At 67.4% G+C, this 19,306-nt stretch carries 18 protein-coding genes; 11 read left to right on the top strand and 7 right to left on the bottom strand.

Features of this window, described 5'->3' with window-relative positions:
* Window positions 1-40 precede the first annotated feature (40 nt).
* From ABNG04_RS05785 to ABNG04_RS05770, 4 genes are read left to right on the top strand one after another with little or no spacing between them, the layout of a single operon-like run.
* Entirely contained in the window at window positions 41-1,039 is a 999-nt protein-coding gene (locus tag ABNG04_RS05785) for an ABC transporter permease (protein ID WP_371160864.1), read from the top strand.
* Window positions 1,039-2,013 carry an ABC transporter permease gene (locus tag ABNG04_RS05780; RefSeq protein ID WP_371160862.1) on the top strand — a complete coding sequence of 325 codons (975 nt, stop codon included), beginning with the start codon at window positions 1,039-1,041 and terminating at the stop codon, window positions 2,011-2,013. Before ABNG04_RS05785 ends, ABNG04_RS05780 begins: the two co-directional genes overlap by 1 nt.
* A gap of 1 nt (window position 2,014) precedes the next feature.
* Window positions 2,015-3,136 carry an ABC transporter ATP-binding protein gene (locus ABNG04_RS05775; protein WP_371160861.1) on the top strand — a complete coding sequence of 374 codons (1,122 nt, stop codon included), beginning with the start codon at window positions 2,015-2,017 and terminating at the stop codon, window positions 3,134-3,136.
* Window positions 3,133-4,491: an ABC transporter ATP-binding protein gene (locus ABNG04_RS05770; protein ID WP_371160859.1), complete on the top strand. Its 1,359-nt coding sequence runs from the start codon at window positions 3,133-3,135 to the stop codon at window positions 4,489-4,491. The genes ABNG04_RS05775 and ABNG04_RS05770 overlap by 4 nt, the downstream gene beginning before the upstream one ends.
* A gap of 66 nt (window positions 4,492-4,557) precedes the next feature.
* Here the strand turns inward: ABNG04_RS05770 and ABNG04_RS05765 are convergent, their stop codons facing one another.
* From ABNG04_RS05765 to ABNG04_RS05750, 4 genes are all read right to left on the bottom strand, one after another.
* Window positions 4,558-5,055 (bottom strand): DUF7974 family protein, encoded by a 498-nt coding sequence (locus tag ABNG04_RS05765; RefSeq protein WP_371160857.1) that lies wholly within the window; start codon window positions 5,053-5,055, stop codon window positions 4,558-4,560.
* A gap of 291 nt (window positions 5,056-5,346) precedes the next feature.
* On the bottom strand, window positions 5,347-6,213 hold the full coding sequence (locus ABNG04_RS05760) for an ABC transporter permease (RefSeq protein ID WP_371160855.1): 867 nt from the start codon (window positions 6,211-6,213) through the stop codon (window positions 5,347-5,349).
* A gap of 3 nt (window positions 6,214-6,216) precedes the next feature.
* A complete protein-coding gene (locus ABNG04_RS05755; RefSeq protein ID WP_371160853.1) occupies window positions 6,217-7,122 on the bottom strand; it encodes an ABC transporter permease in 906 nt (301 codons plus the stop codon).
* A gap of 7 nt (window positions 7,123-7,129) precedes the next feature.
* A complete protein-coding gene (locus ABNG04_RS05750) occupies window positions 7,130-8,218 on the bottom strand; it encodes an ABC transporter substrate-binding protein (protein ID WP_371160851.1) in 1,089 nt (362 codons plus the stop codon).
* A gap of 321 nt (window positions 8,219-8,539) precedes the next feature.
* Here ABNG04_RS05750 and ABNG04_RS05745 point away from each other — a divergent pair, with 321 nt between their 5' ends.
* A complete protein-coding gene (locus ABNG04_RS05745; protein WP_371160849.1) occupies window positions 8,540-9,607 on the top strand; it encodes an ABC transporter ATP-binding protein in 1,068 nt (355 codons plus the stop codon).
* Window positions 9,597-10,613, top strand: coding sequence for a D-2-hydroxyacid dehydrogenase (locus ABNG04_RS05740; RefSeq protein WP_371160848.1), 1,017 nt, complete (start codon window positions 9,597-9,599; stop codon window positions 10,611-10,613). Before ABNG04_RS05745 ends, ABNG04_RS05740 begins: the two co-directional genes overlap by 11 nt.
* Before the next feature lie 51 nt (window positions 10,614-10,664).
* On the opposite strand, the gene ABNG04_RS05735 is transcribed toward ABNG04_RS05740, so the two are convergent.
* The 3 genes from ABNG04_RS05735 to ABNG04_RS05725 all read right to left on the bottom strand — a co-directional run bounded on the left by ABNG04_RS05735 (window position 10,665) and on the right by ABNG04_RS05725 (window position 13,670).
* Window positions 10,665-11,897: an aminotransferase-like domain-containing protein gene (locus ABNG04_RS05735; RefSeq protein WP_371160846.1), complete on the bottom strand. Its 1,233-nt coding sequence runs from the start codon at window positions 11,895-11,897 to the stop codon at window positions 10,665-10,667.
* Window positions 11,898-12,073: 176 nt separating this feature from the next.
* The gene (locus ABNG04_RS05730; protein ID WP_371160844.1) at window positions 12,074-12,415 is read right to left on the bottom strand and encodes a dihydroneopterin aldolase family protein; all 342 of its coding nucleotides are present in this window, start codon (window positions 12,413-12,415) and stop codon (window positions 12,074-12,076) included.
* A 55-nt stretch (window positions 12,416-12,470) separates the two neighbouring features.
* Window positions 12,471-13,670, bottom strand: coding sequence for an LEA/WHy family protein (locus tag ABNG04_RS05725; RefSeq protein ID WP_371160842.1), 1,200 nt, complete (start codon window positions 13,668-13,670; stop codon window positions 12,471-12,473).
* Window positions 13,671-13,789: 119 nt separating this feature from the next.
* Here ABNG04_RS05725 and ABNG04_RS05720 point away from each other — a divergent pair, with 119 nt between their 5' ends.
* The 5 genes from ABNG04_RS05720 (at window position 13,790) to nucS (ending at window position 19,272) form a co-directional block, all read left to right on the top strand.
* Window positions 13,790-15,109: an amidohydrolase gene (locus tag ABNG04_RS05720; RefSeq protein ID WP_371160840.1), complete on the top strand. Its 1,320-nt coding sequence runs from the start codon at window positions 13,790-13,792 to the stop codon at window positions 15,107-15,109.
* Window positions 15,110-15,377: 268 nt separating this feature from the next.
* Window positions 15,378-16,790 (top strand): DNA primase, encoded by a 1,413-nt coding sequence (locus ABNG04_RS05715; RefSeq protein WP_371160839.1) that lies wholly within the window; start codon window positions 15,378-15,380, stop codon window positions 16,788-16,790.
* Window positions 16,791-16,911: 121 nt separating this feature from the next.
* Entirely contained in the window at window positions 16,912-18,201 is a 1,290-nt protein-coding gene (locus ABNG04_RS05710; protein ID WP_371160837.1) for an adenosylhomocysteinase, read from the top strand.
* 70 nt (window positions 18,202-18,271) lie between these two features.
* A complete protein-coding gene (locus ABNG04_RS05705; protein WP_371160835.1) occupies window positions 18,272-18,421 on the top strand; it encodes a hypothetical protein in 150 nt (49 codons plus the stop codon).
* A 53-nt stretch (window positions 18,422-18,474) separates the two neighbouring features.
* A complete protein-coding gene (nucS, locus tag ABNG04_RS05700; RefSeq protein ID WP_371160833.1) occupies window positions 18,475-19,272 on the top strand; it encodes an endonuclease NucS in 798 nt (265 codons plus the stop codon).
* Window positions 19,273-19,306 lie beyond the last annotated feature (34 nt).

Below are 19,306 nucleotides of genomic sequence, written 5' to 3'. Positions count from 1 at the left end.
AAATAACCGTCCAAGAACATCGACGATAGCAACGACACAGATGGGGCTCTTACGGTACACACTTTGGCGGCTCGCACAGGCGATCCCGGTACTGATCGGTATCATCACGATCACGTTCTTCCTCGCGAACCAGATCCCGGGGGACCCGGTCGAGATCATGCTGGGGCCCACCCCGGCACAGGAACAGGTCGAGGCGATCCGGGCGCGGTACGGGCTGGACCGCCCGGCGTACCAGCGGTTCCTGACCTACCTCGGCGGGGTGGCGACCGGGGACCTCGGGCGGAGCATCTACTACGACCGGCCGGTCCTCGAGATGATCATGCTCCGGCTCCCGGTGACGCTGTACCTCACCGTGTCGGCGTTCGTCTTCGCGATCGTGACCGCGATACCGCTCGGCGTCATCTCGGCGAAGCGGCGCAACAAGCCCGCCGACCACGTCTCGCGGATCGTCTCGCTCATCGGCGTGTCGACGCCGTCGTTCTGGATCGGCCTCATGCTCATCATCGTCTTCGCGTTCTACTTAGGGTGGTTCCCAGCGCGGGGACTCCCGGTGCCGTGGGCGTCGCCGGCCGACGTCAGGGGAGCCGAGACGCAGCTCCAGGTCCTCCGGACGTCGCTGTACCACCTCGTGATGCCGATGGTGGCGCTCGGAACGCTCCAGATGGCGCAGATCACGCGGATCGAACGGTCGTCGATGGTGGAGTCGCTCCAGGGCGAGTACGTCAAGCTCGCCCGCGCCTACGGCGTTTCCGAGTCGAAGATCGTCCGCAAGCACGCCTTCCAGGTCGCACAGCTGCCCGTGATCACGATCGTCGGCCTCGGTCTCTCGACGGCGCTCGGCGGTGCGGTCCTCACCGAGACCGTCTTCGAGATCCAGGGGATGGGCCGGCTGATCATCACGGCGATCAACAATCAAGACTACGAGCTCATCATGGGGACGACGTTCATGTTCGGCGTCGCGTTCGTCGTCGGCGTCATCATCACCGACATCGCGTACGCCTACATCGACCCCCGCGTCGCCTACGGTGACGAGACATAATGGCTACCGAAACAGACTCAGCGACCGACGGCTCGGCGGAGGGAACGGGTGCCGGGGAGATCGAGGCCCGCGTCGGCCTCCGGTACACCCTGCGGCAGGTGAAACGCGACACGACGGCCCGGATCGGGATCTACACCGTCGGGTTCATCACGCTCGTGGCGGTGCTCGGCTCGCTCGACTACTACATCCTCGATTACGGCGTCGCGGAGGCGATCTGGTACAGCCCGGTCCAGGACCCCGAACAGGTCGAGCGGCTCCTCCCGCCGGTCGGGATGGAAAACCAGTATGGGCAGGGCACGCTCCAACATCCGATGGGGACCGACCACCGGGGCCGCGACATCCTCGGTCGGCTGTTCTACGGCACGCGGATCGCCATCACCGTCGGGTTCATGGCCACGGCGATCGGCCTCGTCGGCGGCACGCTGATCGGCGCGGTGTCGGGCTACTACGGCGGCTGGATCGACGACGTCCTCCAGCGCGTCACCGAGACCATCTACGCGATCCCGTTCCTCGTGTTGGTCATCGCGTTCATGACCGCGTTCGGGCGGGACCTCAGCTTCGCGATGATCGGCGTGGGGATCACGTCGGTGCCGGTGTTCAACCGCCTGATCCGCTCCCGCGTCGTCTCCGTCCGCGAAGAGGACTACATCGAGGCCGCCCGCGCGGCGGGCGTAAAAGACCGGAACATCATCCTCCGGCACGTCATCCCGAACAGCTTCGCCCCGGTGCTCGTCCAGGCGACACTCCAGATCGGGGTGAGCATCCTCATCGTCGCGGGGCTCTCGTTCCTCGGCTTCGGCGCGCAGCCGCCGACGCCGTCGTGGGGGCAGATGCTCTCGGCGTCGCGGAACTACATGCTCCCGGCCCCGACGTTCAGCCTCTTCCCCGGCATCGCGATTCTGATCACCGTCATCGGCTTCAACATCCTCGGCGACGGCCTCCAGGACGCCCTCGACCCGCGGATAAACAACTGATATGACCGAACCACTACTCAGCGTACGCGATCTCAAGACACAGTTCTTCACCGAAGACGGGACGGTCCGCGCCGTCGACGGGATCTCCTTCGACGTGTACGAGGGAGAGATTGTCGGGCTCGTCGGCGAGTCCGGCGCGGGCAAGTCCGTCGCGACCTCCAGTATCCTCCGGCTGGTCGACAGCCCGGGCGAGATCGTCGGCGGCGAGATCGAATTCAAAGGCGAGACGATCTTCGGACTCGAGGAGGACGGCGCCGGCGAACTGCGGCCGCGCGACGAGATGCTCACCGAGCCCGAGATGCGCAAGCGGATCCGCGGCCGCGAGATCGCGATCATCTTCCAAGACCCGATGGAGTCGCTGAACCCCGTCTTCACCGTCGGGGGACAGCTCCGCGAGTTCATCGAGATCAACCGCGACCTCGACCCGGACGAGGCGAAAGAGGAGGCGATCGACATGCTCCGGGAGGTCGGGATCCCCGCGCCGGAGTCCCGGTACGATGAGTACCCGCACCAGTTCTCCGGCGGGATGCGGCAGCGTGTGCTGATCGCGATGGCGCTCGCGTGCCAGCCGGACCTGATCATCGCCGACGAGCCGACGACCGCCCTCGACGTCACGGTCGAAGGTGAGATCCTCGAGATGGTGACGGACCTGCAAGAGAAGTACGACACGTCGTTCATCTGGGTCACCCACGACATGAGCGTCGTCGCGGAGATCTGCGACCGGGTCAACGTGATGTACCTCGGCGAGATCATCGAGCAGGCCGAGGTGGACGACCTGTTCTACGACACGAAACACCCGTACACGTCGGCGCTGCTCGACTCGATGCCGCGACCGGACAAGACGGTCGACGAGCTCAGGCCGATCGAGGGGGTGATGCCCGAGGCGATCAACCCGCCCTCGGGCTGCCGGTTCCACTCCCGGTGCCCCGAGGCCCGGGAGGTCTGCCGCGAGGTCCACCCGGACCTGCGCGACCTGAGCGACGAGGGCGAGGCGACGCACACGGCCGCGTGCGTGAAACACGACGCGTTCGACGTCGGGTACGACGACAGCCCGGCGGTCGAGACGCAGACGGGGAGCGGGTTCTCCGCCGGCCTCACGGAGACGGGAGGTGAGGCGGAATGAGCGGCGTCGGCCCCGCGGCGTCGGACCCCGACGCCCTGCTCCAAGTCCGGGACCTGTGTAAGTACTTCGACAACGACAGCGGGCTCCTCGGCAGCGTGGGCCTCGACGACGAGTTCCCGTACGTCACCCGATCGTCGTCGAACGTCCGCGCGGTCGACGGCGTGAGCTTCGACATCAAGGAGGGGGAGACGCTCGGGCTGGTCGGCGAGTCCGGCTGCGGGAAGTCGACGCTCGCGCGGACCGTCCTCCGGCTGCTCGAACCGACGAGCGGGAGCGTCTACTTCCAGGGCGAGGACCTCGCGTCGCTGTCCGGCGAGCCGCTGCGGCGGATGCGGAAGGACATGCAGATGATCTTCCAGGACCCGCAGTCGTCGCTCGACCCGCGGATGAAGGTCGGCCCGATCGTCGAGGAGCCGATGCAGGCCCACGGGATGCTCGACGAGGAGGGGCGCGAGGCGCGCGCCAAGGAGTTGCTAGAGAAGGTGGGGCTCGACCCGCAACACTACAACCGGTACCCCCACGCGTTCTCCGGCGGCCAGCGCCAGCGCGTCAACCTCGCGCGGGCGCTGTCGGTGAACCCCGACTTCATTGTCTGCGACGAGCCGGTGTCGGCGCTCGACGTCTCGATCCAGGCGCAGGTGCTCAACACGATGGAGGAGCTACAAGATGAGTTCGACCTGACGTACCTCTTCATCGCGCACGACCTGAGCGTCATCCGGCACATCTCCGACCGGGTGGCGGTGATGTACCTCGGGAACGTCGTCGAACTGGCCGACAAGGAGGAGCTGTTCGAGAACCCGAAGCACCCGTACACGCGAGCGCTGCTCGACGCGATCCCGGTTCCGGACCCGCGGAGCGGCGGCCGCGAAGAACTCCTGTCCGGCGACGTGCCGTCGCCGATCGATCCGCCCTCGGGCTGTCGCTTCCGGACGCGGTGTCCGAAGCTGATCCAGCCGGAGACGTACGACATGACGGACGAGACGTGGCGGAGCGTCGTGCGGTTCCAGCGGGCGGTCAAGCGCCGGGCGTTCGAGGAGACCGACCCCGACGCGCTCCGGGGCCGGTACTTCGACGACGGCGTGCCGAGCGGCGACGCGGGTACGCTGCTCGACGAGGCGCTCGACCACATCGAGCGCGACGAGTGGGACGACGCCGAGGCGATCCTCACCGAGCGGTTCGCGGACGAGAGCGTCTGCGCGACGGCGAAGCCCGCCTACGAGGTCGAGTCGGCGCTGACCGACGGCCGGCACTACGCCGCGTGTCACCTGCGCCGCGACGAGGCGGTCGCCAGCGCCGTCGACGAGGGCGCGTCGGACGGCGCGGCGCGTCTCGGCGCGCCCGAGGCGGACGACTGAGCGACCTGCTGGCGCGTTTTTTCTTCGAGGCGACAGGAGACGACCGGGACGACCGAGAGCCGCCGGCTATCGGATCCGTATCCGAACGCTGTCCTCGTGGCGCTCGTCAGCGTCGGGGACCGGAACGAACGCCGAAATCGTGTGTTCCCCCCGGTCGGCGCGGACGGAGCGATCGAGGCCGTCGCCGTCGGTTCGGCGGAAGCGGCCGTTCCAGGTGGCCGTCGCCCGCTTCGTCTCACCGGCCCGGAACGCGAGCGTGGACTCCTCGGCGCGCACGTAGAGCCGCTCGTCCGTGGCCTCCAGCACGCCGTCGACCGCCCAGCCCCACGCGCGGCGGGTCGAGGTGGGGACCTCGACCGGAACCGGCAGGCGGTTGCGGATCGCGACGGTGATCGTGACCGGCTCGTCGGGCGCGTACTCGGCGGCGTCCGTGCTGACGGCGACATCGACCGCGCGCCGCGCCACCGACCGCGGCACGACGCGGCCGAGGGCGTTCGAGAGATAGTTCTTCGTCTCGTCGAAGCCGGTGCGGTCCGTCGAACTGTCGTGGCGTCTGTCGACCATGTGGGGCTCTGAAACCGGGAGAGATGAGGCGTCGGCGACCGGTTAGATCGCGGTACGCGCGTCGCGGTACTAAGCGTTCGGGTCGGCGTCAGAGGGCGTACCGCCGTCAGAGATCACTTCGACCGGCGCCGTCGGCGGGTGAGCCGTCTTCTGTCGCCGTCCGCGTGCCGACAACCCCGCGTAGCCGATCCGCAGTTCGGCGTCCGTCGGGGGATCGGTGGGCTCGGTGTACTTGTTCCCTAGTCGATAGCGTCGAGGCCGGGGTCGAAATGAAGAGACCCCCCGGATCGTTCAGACGTACTCGAGGATGTCTCGGAGGTTGATCGCGATGGCCAACGCGATGCTGACGATCAAGACGATGATCGTCGCCATCGGGTCCATCGCCTCGGTACCCTGTGAGTACACCACCATACCGTACATCTCCTTGGTGAGCGCGTCCATCGTTCCCCCGACGAAGAAGACGCGGATGAAATCCTCGAACGAGCGGAGCCACGCGAACACGAAGCCGGCCGCGATTGCGGGGGAGATGATCGGGAGGGTGACATCTTGGAGCACGGAACGACCGTCCGCGCCGAGGTCGCGCGCGCCCTCCTCGAGTTTGCGGTCGAAGACGGCGAGTCTGGCGACGACCGGCAGGACGATGAACGGGAGCCCGTACACAGAGTGAGCGAGCACGGTAGTGAAGAAGCCGGACGAGAGTCCGACGACGCGGAACAGGACGAGGAGGGAGATCCCCATGATTATCCCCGGCATCAACAGCGGGACGATGACGAGTCCCCTGAGCGCCGACCGGCCCCGGAAGCTGTGCCGAGCGAGGGCGAACCCGAGCGGGACGCCAATCAGCGTCGCGACCGCGGCCGACACCGTCGCGACGAGCGCGCTCTGTCTGGCCGCCGCGAGGAGCGACTCGTTGGTGAACAGGCTGACGTAGTTCTGGAGTGTGACCCCGCCGAGCGGGAACAACACCGAGTTCTCCGTGAACGAGAGCGCGATTATCTGCGAGAGCGGGAGCCAGAGGAACACGACGATCCCGATCGTCAGCGCCCACATCCCGTACGAAACGAAGGTAGAGATGACCCGGTCGACGGAGAGGGTCTCCGAGAGGGCGGGGCGCCCCACGAGACGCGACAGCCGAGTGTATTCCTCACGGTCCGACATAGTTCACCCCATCGCCTCCAGGTTGGTGGTACGCATCACGATCGCGAACGCGATGATCGTCGGGATGATGAGGAACAGCGACCCCGCCGCCCCGTAATCGATCGCGTACAGCTGATTGATTCTGGTCGTGAGTACCTCGGCGATCATCGTGAACTTCCCCCGGGCGAGGAACTGCGGCGTAATGAACGTCCCGAGCGCCGGGACGAACACGAAGACGCACCCGGTAATGAGTCCCTGCGCCGACAGCGGGACCACCACGTCCTTGGCGATCTCCAGCCGCGTCGCTCCGAGGTCACGCGACGCCTCGATGACGCCGTAATCGATCCCTTCGAGGCTCGAATACAGCGTCAACAGCATGTACGGGAAGAACGCGTGGGTGAGCGAGAGGGTCACAGCCACGACCCCGTACTCGAAGATCCCGAGCGGCCCTGAGAAGAAGGGCGTCGCGACCAGCGCTGAGTTGATCAGCCCCTGACTGCCGAAGAGCGAGAGCCACGAGTAGATGCGCACGATGAAGATCGTGAAAAACGGGACGAGGACCGCGAACAGCAGGAATTTGAATCGACGCCCAGAGAGCCGCGTGAGCAGGTACGCGACCGGGTACGCGAGGATGACGGTCAGGAACGTGGTGGCACCTGCGATGCGCAGGGAGAGCAGGAAGGAGTCGACGAACGGAGTCTGGAACAGCCCGCTCTCGCCGACGAACAACTCCCTGTAATTCGACACCGAAAGGGACCACACCACATCGTACGAACGGTCGATCTGGGCGAAGCTCACCATCACGAGGAACGCGGCCGGGATCATTATCAACGTGAGTAGCCAGCCGACTCCCGGTCCCGCCATGAGAGCGATCTTCACTCGCTCGTTCTGCCGTTCGAACGCGTCGTCAATCTTTTCGAAGCTACTCATGGGACGCTCACGCGTTCTTGACCCGCTGGAACATCTCGATCCACTGGTCGTCCCGCTCGGCGGGCTTGAACGGGATCATCCCGTCGAGGACGCCCGGCTCGATCTGGAGCGCTTCCGTTTCGATGTTGTCCATCGCGTCCTGGGACGTGTTCATGATGTTCCGGTTCTCCGACAGCACCGCGCCGGTTTCCGGGGCGATGTACTCGTTCAACACCTGGAAGGCGGCCTCCTTGTTCGAAGAGCCCGCGGTGACGACGGCCCCCTCGAACCAGGTGAGCTCCTCTTCGGCCGGCTGGGAGAACTCCACGTCCTCGACGTCGTTCATGATACCCACGTGCGTGCTCCGGTTCGCGAACGACGCGATGATGTTCCCGTTCTGGTAGTCCTGCGTGAGCGTCTCCTCGTCGTGGACGAACCCGAGCAGGTTCGGCTTGAAGTTGATGAGCGTCTCTTCGATCGTTGCGAACTGCTCGTCGGTGAACGAGACCGTGTCGCCTTCGAACGCCTCGGTGTAGCCGAGCGCGAGCCCCGTGGCCATGATCGTCTTGTAGTAGCCGTCGTACAGCGTGATGGCGCCTGTGAGGTCCACGCCGGCGTACTCCTCGCTGAACAGAACGTCGTAGGATTGCTCGTGGTCCTCCGGAAGTACCGAGCTGTCGTAGCCGTACGCGTACCAGCCGAACTGGAGGGGCATCCCGTAGATCTCCTCTCCATCCGAGAACTGCCCCTCCGCCGCGCTCTGGAACGTGGGGTACAGCGCGTCGAAGTTAGTCATAATATCCATGTCTACCGGCGCCGCCAGGTCCGCGTCGATGAACCGCGGGACGAACTCGTTGTTCGGAATGACGATGTCGAACTGTTCGCCCCCGCCGGCGTTCACCGTGGAGAACATGTTCGCCGAGCCGTCGGCCACCGAGATCTCCAGCTCCACGCCGTCGAGCGCCTCCTCGACCTGATCGTTGACCGCATCGTATCCCGTCCACGTCAGGATCGAGACCGTTGTCGATCCGCCGCCACCCATACACCCGGAGAGGCCAGCCATACCCGTAACGCCGGTCGCACCTGCCGCTTTGATGAACTGCCGTCTGTCTATCATCGTCATGAAACGAGGATTTCTTCTGTTTAATAAATCTACTCTGAGTAATACATAATCATTGAGTGATTGTCCTAATATACATCTGAACAGTGTTCTTATCATGAATTTATTGATCGAACCATATATTCTACTCAACAGCGTGAAATCCCCCCGAGACCGGGTGCGAAATAAAAAGCATATTCTTTATCTAACGAACGTATGATTTTCTTGGCTTTTTAATTATACTTACGGATATAATGTCCAGTTTATTGTATGTAGTATCGGGAGTATGCGATCTAATTGGAGGAAAGCTTGAATAGTCACCGTCCGGACAATCGCGGTATGACGACACCAACGACGGCGGTACAGCTCAACAGCGTCACCAAAGAGTTCGGAGACACGGTCGCCGTCGACGGAATCGATATCGACCTCCAACACGGCGAGTTCTTCTCGCTGTTGGGTCCCTCCGGTTGCGGGAAGACGACCACCCTGCGGATGATAAGCGGCTTCGAGACCCCGACGGGGGGCTCGATCCGCATCGAGGGCGAGGACGTGGTCCACCGGCCGCCGAACAAACGGAACACGAACCTCGTGTTCCAGAGCCTGTCGCTTTTCCCGCACATGACGGTCGCGGAGAACGTGGGGTACGGACTCGAGAAGGACGGAGTCGACGCGGGCGAACGCGAGCGGCTCATCGAGAAGTACCTCGAGATCGTCGACCTCTCCGGGTACGATGAGCGCAAACCTCAGGACCTCTCGGGCGGGCAACAGCAGCGCGTGGCGATAGCACGCGCGCTGGTGAACGAGCCGGACATCCTCCTTCTCGACGAGCCGCTCTCGAGCCTCGACCGGAAGCTGCGCCAGCAGATGCAAGTCGAGCTCCAAGAGATCCACGACCGCGTCGAGAGCACGTTCTTTTACGTGACCCACGACCAAGACGTGGCGATGAGCATGTCCGACCGGCTCGCCGTCATGAACGACGGGGAGATCGAGCAGGTCGGCACGCCGAAAGAGATCTACCGCGAGCCGGCGACCGCGTTCGTCGCCGACTTCATCGGCGACACGAACCTGCTCGACGGCGTCGTCGAGAACACGACGCACCCGCCGCGGCTCAAGCTCGACGCCGGGACCGAGACGGCGATCGACCTAGGCGACGCCGGCGCGAAAGGCGACGTGGTCGCCTCCATCCGGCCCGAGGAGGTCGAGCTCGTGGAGCCCGGAACCGGCGTCGTCGACGGGACGGTCGTCAATCACTTCTTCCACGGCGAGCGGACCAATCTGGTGGTCGAACCCCACGACGACTCGCTTCCCGAACTCGACGTCGCGGTCCAGGGCCGGTCGGACGTGCCCGACTCCGGCGAGGTCTCCGTCGAGTTCAACCCCGACGCGATGAGCGTGTATGGGAAGTGAGCCGCGCGTGCGGAGAAGCGTCGACTCGGCGACGACCGCCGGGGCGGACGTGCTGTTCCACCACAGCGTCCGGGGCGTCTTCGGCGGCGACTTCGCTCAGGGGTTGCGCTCGCGGCTCGGCGACGCGCTGCCGTCGGCCGAGCGGATCGAGACGGCGGCGACGCCCGCGGAGTCCAGCGAGGCGATCGACGACGCCGACGTCGTCTTGACCATCCGGCCGGTGAGCGACGAGCTCTCCGACGAGGCCGGGCCAGACTGGATCCAGACGCTCAACTCCGGGGTCGACGCGTACGATCTCGACGCGCTCGCGGACCGGGAGATCGCGGTGACGAACGCCGCCGGCGTCGCGGCGAACCCGATCGCCGAGCAGGTCCTGGGGTACCTGCTCGTCTTCGAGCGCCGGATCCACAAGGGGATCCGCCAGCAGGAGCGCGACGGCGTCTGGCGGGACTACTCCGCCGGCGAGCTCGCCGGGAAGACCGTGGGGATCGTCGGCGTCGGCGCGATCGGGACGCGCGTCGCGGAGCTGGCGTCGGGGTTCGACATGGACGTGATCGGCACGAAGCGCACCCCGGAGACCGCCCCCGCCGTCGTCGACGAGGCGTATCCGCCCGCCGGGCTCTCCGAGGTCCTCGCCCGCTCGGACTACGTCGTGCTCGCGTGCCCGCTCGTCGAGGCGACGCGCGGACTGATCGACGCCGAGGCGCTCGTGACGATGCGGTCGGACGCGGTCCTCGTGAACATCGCGCGCGGCGAGGTGGTCGACGAGGCCGCACTCGAGACCGCCCTCCAGCAGAAGCGGATCCGCGGGGCGGCCCTCGACGTCTTCGAGTCGGAGCCGCTCCCGGCCGAGTCGCCGCTGTGGGACCTGCCGAACGCGGTGATAACCCCGCACATGGCGGGGTCGACTCCGAAGTACGCCGACCGGGTCGGGTCGCTGTTCGAGGAGAACTACCGTCGGTACGCCGCCGACGACCTCGACGAACTCCGCAATCGCGTGGTCTGAACGGTCGGTCACGGGGCTCGATCGAGCTCTCCGATCCGCGTCGACCGGGGGTCAGTCGTCGGCCTCGACCGGCGGAGTCTCGGCGCGGACCGCGGTCGCCAGCGCGGCGACCCCCTCGTCTATCTCGGCGGGCGAGGCGTGGCTGAACGACAGCCGCGCGTTGCGGGTTCCCCCGTCGCCGGCGTAGAAGAACGAGCCGGGGAGGTACGTCACGCCCTCGTCGATGGCGTCGGCGAGCATCGCCTCCGCGTCGACGCCCGCCGGGAACGTCACCCAGACGAAGAAGCCACCGTCCGGGTCGCTCCACGTCGTCCCGGCCGGCATCCGCTCCGCAAGGCTCTCAATCATCCGATCCCGTCGCTCGCGGTACCCCGCGCAGAGCTCCTCGATGGCCTGTTCGAGTCGACCGTCCTCGGCGTAGCGGGCGATGAGCCCGCGGGTGTAGCTGGGCTCTCCGCCCGCGTTGATCCGTTCGAACTGCTCGACGAACGACTCCTCGGCGATGATCCAGCCGGTCCGGACGCCCGGAGCGATGGTCTTCGAGAACGTGTTGGCCCGGATCGCGCGGCCGGTCCGATCGAGCGCCCTGATCGGCGGCGGCTCCGACCCGTCGTAGCGGAGTTGGCCGTACGGGTCGTCTTCGAGGACGAGGAAGTCGTACGTCGCCGCCAGTTCGAGGAGTCGCCTGCGACGCTCCGCGGAGAGCGTCACGCCGGTCGGGTTGTGGAAGTTCGGGATGGTGTACAGCAACTTCGGGAGCGGCTCCCCCGCCGCGTCGCGAGCGGCGAGCTCGTCGGCGAGGGCCTCGACATCGAGCCCGTCGGCGTCCATCTCGCACCCCTCGATGTCGACGCCGTAGTTGCGGAACAGCCGCAGCGCGCCCATGAACGTGGGCGACTCGACGAACACCGTGTCGCCGGGGTCGAGGAAGGTCTGACACACCGTGTCTATCGCGTTCGTCGCGCCGTTCGTCAGGTGGAGCTGTGACGTCGTACAGTCGATGCCGCGGTCGCGGGCCCGATCGACGATCACCTCTGGGAGCGCGTCGGCGTACTCCCCGCCGCCGTACTGGAGCGCGCAGTCTCCCTCGTACTCGAAGAGGGACTCGGCCGCCGAGACCAGCTCGTCGTTCGGGAACGAGTCGGGATAGGGGAACCCGAAACTCAGCGGGACGGCGTCCGCGTCCCGGATCGACCGCCAGCCCCCGTACACGGATCCGTCCTTCGTCTCCCGAACCGTCTCGCTGAACAGATGATCGAGATCGTCCGAGTTTGATCCATCCATCCGGTATCACATACCACGTTTCGACTCAAGAATATAAACGTACTGCCGGCAAAATTCGAATGATCAATCACATATTGACAATATAGTCGCCTTATCACCAGTTTAGTCAGCCCGGCACCGGACGCGCGCGAACGCGACGTCCGCGGGGGCTCCGGTCGCCGAAGGCCGGCGTCGGCTCACTCCGCCACGGAGACCAGCTCCATCAGGGGATAGCCGTCCTCCATCGCCATCCGCGTGCGGACCGTGACGCCCTCGTACGCGATCCGCATCTCGACGTCCATCAACGAGCCGGTGAGCTCGGTGTACCCGTTCTCGTGGTCGATGGCGTCGGCCACGCGGTCGTCGTGGATCGTCACGTCGACCGCCTCGCAGTGCGGCTGGTTCTCTATCGACTCCGCCATCGCGGTCTCCATGCTCCGCGTGCTGGACGGGCTGATCGGCGTGCCGGCGAACTGGTGGTACAGCGAGCCGAACTTGATCCCCGCCTCGAAACACGCCTGCTGGGCGTCGGTTACCATGCCGGAACGCGGCCGCGGCGAGCTAAGAAGGTTCTGGCGCCGGAACGAAGCCGGGTCAGTCGACGGACAGCGGGAGCAGTCCCCCGTCGTCATCGTCGTCGTCGGTCGTGTTCCCGTCGGTCGTATTTCCGTCGTTCGACCCGTCGTCGGTGGTGTTCTCGTCGGTCGAGTCTCCGCCGCTCGTGCCGTCGTCGGTGGTGTTCTCGTCGGAGGCGCCGTCGTCGGTCGTCTCGTCGTCGGAGCCGCCGGACCCGCTCGCGCTCTCGTCGCCGGACCCCCGGTGGAGCCCCTCGTCGAAGATGTCGGTCTGGACCGTCTCCTCGTACGTCAGGGCATCGAGCGGGACGGTGACCCGCTCGCCGCCGGGGAGTTCGACCACCGCGTAGAACTCGATCCGGAGGTCGCTCACCTGATGGCCGTTGACCGACTCGTCGAGGTGCGTGACCCACCAGTCGTCGAGGCGCTCGTTGCGGAGCGCGGCCGTGAGCTCGACGGTCTCGGAGCCGTACGAGGGGATGACGTACTCCTCTGCGGTCGACCCAGAGCCCATCTCGACACCGTTCATCGTGACGTCGTAGCCGATCTCCGTGACGACGTACGGTTCGAGGTTGGGGTTGTACACGTCGAACTCCATCGCGATCGGCGTCTCGGCGTCGGTCACCGTCCCCCAGCGCCCGCGCGTCTCGTTGACGTAGAGGACGGGGTCGTCGACCAGCGGGGCGTCGGCGTTCACCGGGCGGGTCTCCTCGGAGGTGAACGCCCCGATGAGGTCGGTCTCGATCTCGCGGGTGCGGGTGAGGTTCGTGCCCCGACCGAGGCGCTCCGAGGAGACCCGCGCGTCGATCGCGACGGTGGTCCGCTCGTCGTTCCGGACGTGGCTGGTCCACCACGGGGGGATCGCCTCGTTTTCCAGGTCCGTCTGGAACGCGATCGACGAGTTCCCCGCGGCGACGCTGACCCCCTCGCGGCCGCCGCGCGCCATCTCGACGTCGTTCATCGAGACGGCGTAGTCGACCGAGACGCCGTCGAGGCCGACGCCGAACGGGTTCGGGTTCGAGACGACAAGGTCCGTCTCGACGACCGTCTTCTCGTCCGTCACCTCGCCGAAGGAGTTGTTCACGGCGGCGACGCTCGGGACGCCGAACACGCCGAGGGCGAACGCGCCGCCGACCGCGGCGGCGACGACGATTAGTCCGACGAGGGCGGTCCTGACCTTGCTGGCGGTGAGTGTCGCCACGACGCGGTCGAGAGCCATGCGGGTGCGTTTCGATCCGGCGGTAAAGTCGTGTCGCTCGACTCCGTCGGGGCCGCTCGCAGCCCCCGGCTCGGGCGGGGAACCGAAGGCGTTTGGTGCGGCGGCCGGAACGGGCCGGTATGAACCAGCTCCGCGTCAGCGGCGGGCGAGTGCTCCGGCCCGACGGCCGGGTCGAGCGGGCGGACGTCGCGGTCGACCGAGACGAGGGGACGATCCGGGCCGTCGGGGCGCCGACCGACGTCGACGACGCGGTCGGCGGGGCGGCCGACGAGACGCTCGACGCGTCGGGATCGCTCGTGATCCCGGGGCTCGTAAACGCGCACACGCACATCGCCATGACGCTGCTGCGCGGGTACGCCGACGACAAGCCGCTCGACCCGTGGCTCCGCGAGGACATCTGGCCGGCCGAGGCGGAGCTGACGCCGGACGACGTCGAGGCGGGCGCGGAACTCGGCGTACTGGAGATGATCCGGTCGGGGACGACCGCGTTCGCGGACATGTACTTCGCGATGGACCGGGTGGCGGCTGTCGTCGACCGCGCCGGCCTGCGCGCGCGCCTCGGCCACGGCGTGGTGACGGTCGGCAAGGACGCGGCGGACGCGCGGAGCGACGTGGAAGAGAGCCTCGCGGTCGCCCGCGAGCTCGACGGCGCGGCGGACGGCCGGATCCGCACGGCGTTCATGCCGCACTCGCTGACGACGGTCGGCGAGGAGTACCTCCGCGAGGGGGTCGCCGAGGCGCGGGAGGCGGGCGTCCCGGTCCACCTCCACGCGAACGAGACGACGGACGAGGTCGAGCCGATCGTCGACGAGCGCGGGGAGCGACCGGTCGCATACGCCGACGACCTCGACGCGCTCGGCCCGGACGACTTCTTCGCGCACGGCGTCCACGTCGACGAGACCGAGATCGACCGCCTCGCGGCGACGGGGACCGCGGTCGTCCACTGCCCGGCCTCGAACATGAAGCTCGCCAGCGGGATGGCGCCGGTTCAGCGGCTCCGCGAGGCCGGCGTGACGGTCGCGCTCGGCACCGACGGGGCGGCCTCGAACAACGACCTCGACGTGTTCGACGAGATGCGCGACGCCGCCATGCTCGGGAAGCTCGCCGCGGACGACGCGAGCGCGGTCCCCGCCGGCGCCGTCGTGGAGATGGCGACGGCCGGCGGCGCGGACGCCCTCGGACTCCCCGGCGGGCGGATCGAGCCGGGCGCGGCCGCCGACCTCGCCGTGGTCGACCTCGACGCGCCGCACCTGACGCCGGTCCACGACCCCGTCTCGCACCTCGCGTACGCGGCCCGCGGGAGCGACGTGCGCCACACGGTCTGTGACGGCGAAATCCTCATGCGCGACCGCGAGGTGTTGACGCTCGACGCCGCGTCGGTCCAAGAACGCGCCGCGACCGCCGCGAGCGAGCTCGTCGACCGCGTCGAGTCGGCGTAGCGGGCACGCACGCTATTTCTCGACAGAACTGCGGTGGCGCGTGGCTACGAGCGGCCGCCCCTGGCGGCGGCGGCGAAGCCAGCGCGCGCGAGCGACGACCGACCCGAAAGCGGGAGCGAATCCGGGTTCGATCACGGCCAGATCCGCGGTCGAACGTCAGATATACAGAATAGCTGTTTTGGCGCCGTTAACCCGAATACAAACCGAATTAAACCGCGTTAAGCGACTTCGCTTTTTATACAGGTAGGAGGATTGGACCCGAGTGGACATGAGCGAACGCACGACAGCCATCCTACTGGTCGCGGTCGTCGCGCTGGGCGCGATGACCGGTGTGGCGGCCGCCGACACCCACCTCGAAGTGGGCGTCGAGCAGGACGCGGACGGGATAGCGACGGTCACGGTGACCGAGAACGACACCGCGGTCGAGAACGCCACAGTGGTAGTGAGCGTCGTCGACGCGGAGAACGAGTCGTACGCGGGAGCGGGCGAGTACGAGACGGACGCCAACGGCACCGTCGAGCTCCCCGCGCCCGAGGAGGACGTCGCGGTCGACGTGACCGCCGCGGCGGATAACGAGACCGCCTCGACGACGGTGGACCTCGAGGCGCCCGACGGTCTCGAGCTCGACGTCGAGAACACCGACGGCGAGCCCGTCGTCACGGTGACGGACAACGACACCGCGGTCGAGAACGCCTCGGTTAACGTCACGACCGCCGACGAGAACGCCTCTTACGTCGGCGAGGGTGACTACGAGACGGACGCCAACGGTACGGTGACGCTGCCCGCCGCCGAGGAGGACGTGACGGTGGACGTCACGGCCGAGTACGAGAACGAGAGCGTTTCCGAGACGGTCGAACTCGAGGCCCCCGACGGCCTCGAACTCGACGTCGAGAACACCGGCGGCGAGCCCGTCGTCACGGTGACGGACGACGACGCCGCGGTCGAGAACGCCTCCGTCGTCGTCGAGCTCGCAGACGAGGCCGGTGAGAACGCCTCGTACAACGGGACGGGCGAGTACGAGACGGACGCCAACGGCACGGTGACGCTGCCCGACGCCGAGGAAGACGTCACCGTCGAGATCACCGCCGCGTACGAGAACGAGAGCGTCTCCGAGACGGTCGAGCTGACCGCCGAAAAAGAGGACGACGAGGCCGAGGCGCAGCCGTTCGGCCAGCTCGTCCGGGACTTCATCGAGGGGCTCGAGAACCGCGAGGGCGGCATCGGCGCCGCCGTCTCGGACTTCGTGACGGAGAACAACCCCGGTAACGCGCCGGACCACGCCGGCGGCCCCGGCGGCCCCGACGACGCCGACGACGAGGACGCGGAGAACGAGACCGACGCGCCCGGCAACGCGCCGGACGGGGTCGGTCCCGACGGCGAGCAGGGCCCGCCGGACCACGCCGGCGACGACGCGGAGGACGGTGAGGACGACGACGACGAATCCGAAGCGGACGAGTCTGAGGACGACGACGACGAATCCGAAGCGGACGAGTCTGAGGACGACGACGCGGACGAGGACGAGACCGAGGAAGACGACGCGGAAGAGGATGAGGCTGAGGAGGACGAGGAAGACGACGAAGACAACGAAGACGACGAGGGCGACGAGGACGACGAAGACGACGAAGACGACGACGGCGAGAGCGGCCCGCCGGACAACGCTGGCGGCCCGGGCGGTAACTGACGACGCGGTCCGCGGTTCGGTTCGGTGACGCGGGCGGCGGTCGCCGCTGACCGATGCCCTCCTTTTCTGAGCGGACGCCGGTGTCGGCAGGGTTTAGTGCGCCGTGAGCGAACCAATACGTATGAGCGAAACCGCGTATCCGCCGGTGTCACAGCACCTCTCGGACGTCGAAGCGGCCCGCGAGGAGGGCCGCCGGAAGATGGACTGGGCGCTCCAGCACATGCCGATCTTGAACGCGCTGCGCGAGGAGTTCGTCGACGAGCAGCCGCTCGCCGGCGAGACCATCGCGATGGCGATGCACGTCGAGGCGAAGACGGCGAACCTCGTGGAACTCCTGGCCGAGGGCGGCGCCGAGGTGGCGATCACCGGCTGTAACCCCCTCTCGACGCACGACGACGTGTCGGCCGCGCTCGACGACCACGAGTCGATCACCTCCTACGCCGTGCGGGGCGTCGACGACGACGAGTACTACGACGCGATGCACGCCTGTATCGCCCACGAGCCGACCATCACCGTCGACGACGGGATGGACATGGTGAAACTCGTCCACGAGGAGTACCCCGGCCTGATCGACTCCATCGTCGGCGGGGCCGAGGAGACGACCACCGGCGTCGACCGCCTGCGCGCGATGGACGCGGACGGCGAGCTCCACTATCCCGTCTTTGCTGTCAACGACACGCCGATGAAGCAGCTGTTCGACAACGTCCACGGCACGGGCGAGTCGTCGCTCGCGACCATCGCGATGACGACGAACCTCTCGTGGGCCGGCAAGAACGTCGTCGTCGGCGGCTACGGCCAGTGCGGCAAGGGTGTCGCGAAGAAGGCTGCCGGTCAGAACGCGAACGTCATCGTCTGCGAGGTCGACCCGCGGAAGGCGCTCGAGGCCCACATGGAGGGGTACGAGGTGCTGCCGATGGCCGAGGCCGCCGCGAAGGGCGATGTGTTCATCACGACGACGGGCAATCGCGACGTGATCACCCGCGAGCACTTCGAAGAGATGAGCGACGGCGTCCTGCTCGCGAACGCCGGCCACTTCGACGTGGAGGTGAACCTCGACGACCTCGACGACCTCGCCGTGGACCGCTACGAGGTCCGCGACGGCGTCGAGGGGTTCGAGATGCCCGACGGCCGCGTGCTCAACGTCATCGCGGAGGGGCGGCTCGTCAACCTCGCCGCGCCCATCGCCCTCGGCCACCCCGTCGAAGTGATGGACCAGAGCTTCGGCGTCCAAGCGGTCGTCGTCCGCGAACTGGCCGCGAACGGCGACGCGTACGACGCCGGCGTCCACGACGTGCCCGACGAACTCGACCGCGAGGTCGCGGATATCAAGCTCGCCGCCGAGGGCGTCGAGTACGACGACCTCAGCGACGAGCAACGCGAGTACATGGGGAGCTGGGAGCACGGGACCTGACTCGGCCCGAGGGCGGCCCCCGATCGCGCCGGTTCGACCCGCTTTTGTGCCGCGCGGTCGTACCGAACGTATGAATCTCACCGCGGTGTTACACTCCGGATTCGGTGTCTCGGTGTTGGCCGGAATCCTCGTCTCGGACATGACGCTTCGCATCGCCGCGTTCGCGCTCGGCGCGGTCCTCTTCGTCGCCGGCATCGTCGTGTCGCGACGGGGCGACTGAGACGGCACACACCGCTCGCGCCCTTTTTCAGCCGCGACCGCGTACGAGAGCCAGTGACAGTCACGAGCGTCCACGACCCGAGCCACCGCGAGGCCCTCTGGGAGCTGGAGGACGCCTTCGAGCGCGGCGACCTCGTCAGCCTGTTCGGCCGCTGTACGGTCAGCTACGAGGGCCGCGCCGCCTCGGACCTCGGCCCCGGCGACCGGCTGGTGGTGCTGAAGCCCGACGGCGCCGCCCTCGTCCACACCGACGAGGGGCGCCAGCCGGTCAACTGGCAGCCACCGGGCTCGGAACACCGCGCCGCGGTGCGCGACGGGCGGCTCCGCGTGCGCTCGACGAGGGACAACCCCGACGAGACCCTGACGGTCCGCTTCGCGGCCGTCCACCAGCTCTCCGCGATGACCGTGACCGGCGGCCGCGACCTCACCCTCCACGGGAGCGAGGAGGACCTCCGGACCCGGATCCTGGAACGCCCCGGCCTCGTCGAGGCGGGGTTCGAGCCCCGCGAGACCGAGCGCCCCTCCAGCGCCGGCCCGATGGACGTCTTCGGCGTCGACGCCGACGGCGCGCCGGTGGTCGTCGAGCTGAAGCGCCGCCGGGTCGGCCCGGACGCCGTGGGACAGCTCGCGCGGTACGTGCGGGCGCTCCGCGAGGAGTTCGGGACCGAGGCGAGTGACAGCGAGACCAACGGCGAAACCGCCGGCAACGGGGGCGACGGCGAAACCGACAACGCGGACTCGCCGGAGGTGCGCGGGATCTTAGTCGCCCCGTCCGTCACCGACCGCGCCGCGGAGCGGCTCGCGGACCGCGGGTTCGACCACGTGGCGCTCGAACCGACGCCGGATGAGTGAGCAAGCGGCGTGTCAACGCAGATCGCAATCCGGC

The sequence above is a fragment of the Halorubrum miltondacostae genome, from assembly GCF_041379815.1.
GTDB classification, from domain to species: Archaea; Halobacteriota; Halobacteria; order Halobacteriales; family Haloferacaceae; genus Halorubrum; species Halorubrum miltondacostae.
Note: the sequence above shows the minus strand (reverse complement) of the source record. Positions and strands in the feature narration are given on the sequence as shown.

Bases quoted from the DNA above. Each gene is read 5' to 3' on its own strand.
- ABNG04_RS05730 (WP_371160844.1), bottom strand. From the start codon at position 12,415: ATGGTAACCGACGCCCAGCAGGCGTGTTTCGAGGCGGGGATCAAGTTC.
- ABNG04_RS05770 (WP_371160859.1), top strand. From the start codon at position 3,133: ATGAGCGGCGTCGGCCCCGCGGCGTCGGACCCCGACGCCCTGCTCCAA.
- ABNG04_RS05765 (WP_371160857.1), bottom strand. From the start codon at position 5,055: ATGGTCGACAGACGCCACGACAGTTCGACGGACCGCACCGGCTTCGAC.
- ABNG04_RS05705 (WP_371160835.1), top strand. From the start codon at position 18,272: ATGAATCTCACCGCGGTGTTACACTCCGGATTCGGTGTCTCGGTGTTG.
- ABNG04_RS05750 (WP_371160851.1), bottom strand. From the start codon at position 8,218: ATGATAGACAGACGGCAGTTCATCAAAGCGGCAGGTGCGACCGGCGTT.
- ABNG04_RS05710 (WP_371160837.1), top strand. From the start codon at position 16,912: ATGAGCGAAACCGCGTATCCGCCGGTGTCACAGCACCTCTCGGACGTC.
- ABNG04_RS05715 (WP_371160839.1), top strand. From the start codon at position 15,378: ATGAGCGAACGCACGACAGCCATCCTACTGGTCGCGGTCGTCGCGCTG.
- ABNG04_RS05775 (WP_371160861.1), top strand. From the start codon at position 2,015: ATGACCGAACCACTACTCAGCGTACGCGATCTCAAGACACAGTTCTTC.
- ABNG04_RS05725 (WP_371160842.1), bottom strand. From the start codon at position 13,670: ATGGCTCTCGACCGCGTCGTGGCGACACTCACCGCCAGCAAGGTCAGG.
- ABNG04_RS05740 (WP_371160848.1), top strand. From the start codon at position 9,597: ATGGGAAGTGAGCCGCGCGTGCGGAGAAGCGTCGACTCGGCGACGACC.
- ABNG04_RS05735 (WP_371160846.1), bottom strand. From the start codon at position 11,897: ATGGATGGATCAAACTCGGACGATCTCGATCATCTGTTCAGCGAGACG.
- ABNG04_RS05720 (WP_371160840.1), top strand. From the start codon at position 13,790: ATGAACCAGCTCCGCGTCAGCGGCGGGCGAGTGCTCCGGCCCGACGGC.
- ABNG04_RS05755 (WP_371160853.1), bottom strand. From the start codon at position 7,122: ATGAGTAGCTTCGAAAAGATTGACGACGCGTTCGAACGGCAGAACGAG.
- ABNG04_RS05745 (WP_371160849.1), top strand. From the start codon at position 8,540: ATGACGACACCAACGACGGCGGTACAGCTCAACAGCGTCACCAAAGAG.
- ABNG04_RS05785 (WP_371160864.1), top strand. From the start codon at position 41: ATGGGGCTCTTACGGTACACACTTTGGCGGCTCGCACAGGCGATCCCG.
- ABNG04_RS05780 (WP_371160862.1), top strand. From the start codon at position 1,039: ATGGCTACCGAAACAGACTCAGCGACCGACGGCTCGGCGGAGGGAACG.
- ABNG04_RS05760 (WP_371160855.1), bottom strand. From the start codon at position 6,213: ATGTCGGACCGTGAGGAATACACTCGGCTGTCGCGTCTCGTGGGGCGC.